Source organism: Bacillus sp. AY3-1 (assembly GCF_008368785.1).
Lineage (GTDB): Bacteria > Bacillota > Bacilli > Bacillales > Bacillaceae_G > Bacillus_A > Bacillus_A wiedmannii.
Genome location: NZ_QORZ01000050.1, coordinates 1 through 4,376, shown reverse-complemented (window position 1 = coordinate 4,376; position 4,376 = coordinate 1). Strand labels below are relative to the sequence as shown.

Here is a 4,376-nt window from a genome sequence, read left to right as displayed (position 1 = left end):
TTTTTGTAACTTTTTGTTTTGGTGTAAATATAATGTCAATTCAGACGTCTTACCTTTTCAAACTTGACGCCCCATAATCTTGTATAGTTACATTTACATGATATTTAATCGGTACCTTACTAAATGTTCGATCCCAATCTTTTTTGACTTCCTCCCATGTTCTTGGGTTTTTAATTCTTAATTGGTTGCCAAAGCCTGCAATATCGACTTGATATTTTTTTTGCATTTTTTCTGTAACATGATGTATCAAGTGCTTTACTTCTTTTTCAACAGCTTTTTCTTCCCTTTTTAAAAATTCATTTTCAAAATCTTTTCCTGATTGCATCCAATTTTCAGACAAACGCCCTTCTGACTCAATGTTTACATCAAAAGAAATCTTATCTCCGTTAACATGTGGTATGATTTTACTTTTTATTGACTTTATTTCGTATATAATGAGTTTCTTTGATTCTTTATCAAAAGTTTTTACCACACCACCATTCCTTTTTCCGTTTATCCATACTAATCCTTCCAATTCCTGTTCATTTAAAAAGCCCATCAACTTTTTTGTCTTCCCTTTAATTACAGCAGCTCCTGCAAATTTTGTTTCCCCATTTATCGAGATCACATTTTGTAAAAGAAAACTGGATCCTGACCGCATCTTTCCTCCTAATTTAGCGAGCGATATAGGAGGTAAAATCCTTGTTGTTCTATTTCGATTATCTGCAATTCCAGACAAACGAAATGCTGGGATTTCTCCGTTTTTTTTTGATTCCAGTACCTCCCTCGCTAGACCCTTGCTAATTAAGATCATACAGCTAAGCCGAACCTCATTGTCACGGAGATACTGTTCAAGTAATTGTTCTAAACTGTATGTATGTAAAAGACTATCACTAATAACAATGTTTTTTAAATGTGGACTGAACATTGTGCTTTCTCTTTTCAATGAAAACTCACGAACAATTTGATGAATGGAGTCACCGGTCTCAGAAACATTTATATAACGTTTTTGTTGTCCATTTCCTTTACTTTGCGCTTGCGAACTAACAATTTGATAAGTAGCTGTTATAAGGTTTCTTTTTGGATACCCTCCTTCCTCATCCTCTTTCTCAATTGTTGAATCCTTCCCTTTATCTAGTGCTATACCTGCAGTTAAACTCAACTCTTCTATTTCTTTACTGCTCCAACATCCTGTTAAAAATAGGAGCACCAGCATCGATAACAAAGCCAAATAGAACCGTATACAATTAAATCTATTTTTCATGCTACTCCTCCTTTTAATCGCTTAATAATAAGAAGGAGAAGGAAAAGGAGCAGTGGCAGTAAACCAAATAAAAATAAAGCCGCATTACCGAGCATCTCCCCCAATTTAAGCAAATGATTTATATTTTTCGAAGTCATAGCTATAATATAAATAATTGGAATCAAAGCAAAAATAAACAGATGAATACTCTTTTTAAAGAGTTGCGCTAACCCTAAGGCAGCTGCATAATAACTAATCGTATAGGTAGCAAATATTTGCATAATCCATATTACAAGTAATAAAGACTCAAAACGTTCAAATATCAAACCAGAAATTTCAAAACTGCGCATAAGGTCAATTGTCGGCCATGTTCTTGTTACAACTCCGTCAATCGATAAGGCACCAATGACTATTACAACAGTTATTACATAAAAGATTAACGGAATTGAAATTCCAACTAGAATGGCTTTTACTGCTTTATTTGGTTGTTCCATAAATACCAAAAGAATTAGCATAATTTCAGGACCTGTATATGCGAGAGACGTTGTTTTTATCCCATCTAACACTGGTTTAATCCCAAAACCCAATACGGGACGGAGATTATCTATCTCAAATATTCCGATACTCATAAAGGAAATGAGTAAAAAAATAAAAACAGTAATAGGAAATATTATTTCAAACATCCGTGCAATTGAGTTAATACCACTCATAATCAAATAGAGACCTATCCACATAAAAGGCATAATAATAGCCCATGTAGGAGTTCCTTCGAGCAAAAAAAAGCTTATTACTTCTGCCATTGAACGAATTTGAAAAGCTGAGGTTGTAAGAAAATAACCTATAATAAGTAAACTAAGTAATCTGCCTATCCATTTCCCTACAATTTCTTGACTGTATTGATAAAAGGTTTTTTCTGGAAATTGTTGACTTAATTTGACCATGATTACTCCTGAAACCATTGCGAGTATTCCACCTAATATCACACTTAGCCATACATCTGGTGTTTTCACTTTTTCCACAGATGCTCTGGGCAGAGTGAGAATCCCTGTTCCAAGTATGTAATTTACAATAATAACAACTGCTTGCGAAGTTGTTATTCGGTCTTGAGGTTTAGTAATCACTGAAGGCCACTTCCTTTCGTCATCAGCTACCTTTTGCGGATCGTTTTTTTTGTATGCATTATTTTTGGTCGACGCCTCATTATTTTTAATGGCATGCGAACCATAAAATCTTTCCAGTCACTAAATCGATACGGAACAGCAGGGCTCGTATAAGGAACGCCAAAACTTTTCAGTTTCACTAAATGACTGCAAAGTAAAAGAAAGAAGAGAATAACTCCATACAAGCCAAATATCGCAGCACAAAACATAGCTACAAAACGAAGAATGCGTAACGTAATTCCCACACTATATTGTGGGATAGTAAAAGAAGAAATAGCTGTTACCGCAACAACAATAACCATTATTGGGCTAACGATTCCTGCTTCTACGGCAGCCTGACCAATTATTAATCCGCCCACAATTCCCATTGCAGGTCCAATTGGTTTAGGCAGACGTAAACCTGCTTCTCGTAAAACTTCGATAGCTACTTCCATAATCAACGCTTCTATTAAAGCAGGAAAAGGAACTCCTTCTCGCGATCCGATAATAGAAATAGCTAGCTTGGTGGGAATTAGTCCTGGATGAAATGAAATAAAAGAAATATACAGTGCTGGAGCAAATAATGAAACAAAAGCTGTCATGAAGCGTAATAAGCGGAGAAGCGTACCAGGAATCCACCGTTCATAATAATCTTCTGGTGATTGCAGCAGCATACTAAATGTAACTGGAGCAATCAAAACAAATGGTGTTCCATCTAACAAAATCGCTACTCGGCCTTCCATCAAAGCACTAATAACACGATCAGGTCGTTCTGTATTTTGAATCTGCGGAAAAGGACTGAGATAATTATCTTCAATGAGTTGCTCTATATAACCAGATTCGAGTACACTGTCTATATCAATTTTCTGAATTCTATTTCTTATTTCTTCCACCAATTCTGTACTAGCAAGATCTTTAATAAATGCGACAACTAGCTCTTTCTTTGCACGTTCTCCTACTGGTAGCTTTACTAATGATAAGTTCTCATCCGCACAATGTCGTCGCAAAAGTGAGGTATTATCACTTAATACTTCAGTAAAACCCACCCGTGGACCTCTGACTAATGCCTCCGATACTGGTTCTTCAATGTTTCGTTTATTTGCTTTTGTTGTACCAAGAATAAACACATCTGCTAAACCATCAATTAAAAGAGCTGTTGAACCTATCAATACTTTGGATATCAAATCTTTTATGTAATGGACTTCTGCTACTTCACTAATTGTAAGAACTTTATTTTTAATATATTCTTTTGAAACAGTCCCCTCCACATAAGAAGATTCATTTTTATATTCTTCAGAAAAATCATCCATTAGTAATTTCATAATATGTTTGTCAATTATCTCTTTATCTGATAGACCATCAACAAAAATGATTCCAGCCTGAATATCTGTGCGTCCAATATTAAACTTCCGAAAGCGAACATCAGAATTATGCCCGATTTGTTGCTTTATAAGTTCTAAGTTAGAAGCAAAATCATTCGTGAAATGAACGGTTGCATTTTGAGAAGGTTTATGCTCTTTTTTCACTTGTTTGTCTCTTGACTTCCACCAACTCATTCTTCCCACTCTTTCTCTGACATACGGACCCAATGAAAAAATCTTGAGATAGTATACGGAATTAAAAACAAGATAAAAGCTTGTACAAAGACTTTCCAATCTGGAAGATAAGAAGTAATTATGTTCCACATTTTTATCACCCACTTTATATACTCTGCTAAGATTGAGATTTCTAAAGAACGGTATGTACTTAATAAAAAATAAATATAAGATTAAAGAGCAGAAAAGCGAGACATTATGCTTATTTAGTACCAATAAGCTAGTTAGTATAAAAACATTTCTGACCTAAAATACCATTTCCAATTATAATTTGTTAGATATTATCTCCTTTTCCCTTATTTATATGCCCACATTTGAATTTTAAATATTATAAGTATCAATGATATTTCCTCTTAAAGAAAAAAAGATGCTAGAAGATAGCATCTTTTTTTAAATTCAACTTACTATGTATTTATATAT

The 4,376-nt window shown here is 34.3% G+C and carries 3 protein-coding genes; all 3 read right to left on the bottom strand.

Annotation, left to right across the window (positions count from 1 at the left end):
- Positions 1-49: 49 nt before the first annotated feature.
- From DN389_RS28190 to DN389_RS28180, 3 genes are read right to left on the bottom strand one after another with little or no spacing between them, the layout of a single operon-like run.
- Entirely contained in the window at positions 50-1,243 is a 1,194-nt protein-coding gene (locus DN389_RS28190; RefSeq protein WP_098190950.1) for a Ger(x)C family spore germination protein, read from the bottom strand.
- Positions 1,240-2,343 (bottom strand): spore germination protein, encoded by a 1,104-nt coding sequence (locus DN389_RS28185; RefSeq protein ID WP_098190949.1) that lies wholly within the window; start codon positions 2,341-2,343, stop codon positions 1,240-1,242. Before DN389_RS28185 ends, DN389_RS28190 begins: the two co-directional genes overlap by 4 nt.
- A 26-nt stretch (positions 2,344-2,369) precedes the next feature.
- Positions 2,370-3,917: a spore germination protein gene (locus tag DN389_RS28180; protein WP_098190948.1), complete on the bottom strand. Its 1,548-nt coding sequence runs from the start codon at positions 3,915-3,917 to the stop codon at positions 2,370-2,372.
- Between the last annotated feature and the right edge of the window lie 459 nt (positions 3,918-4,376).

Bases quoted from the DNA above. Each gene is read 5' to 3' on its own strand.
- DN389_RS28180 (WP_098190948.1), bottom strand. From the start codon at position 3,917: ATGAGTTGGTGGAAGTCAAGAGACAAACAAGTGAAAAAAGAGCATAAA.
- DN389_RS28190 (WP_098190950.1), bottom strand. From the start codon at position 1,243: ATGAAAAATAGATTTAATTGTATACGGTTCTATTTGGCTTTGTTATCG.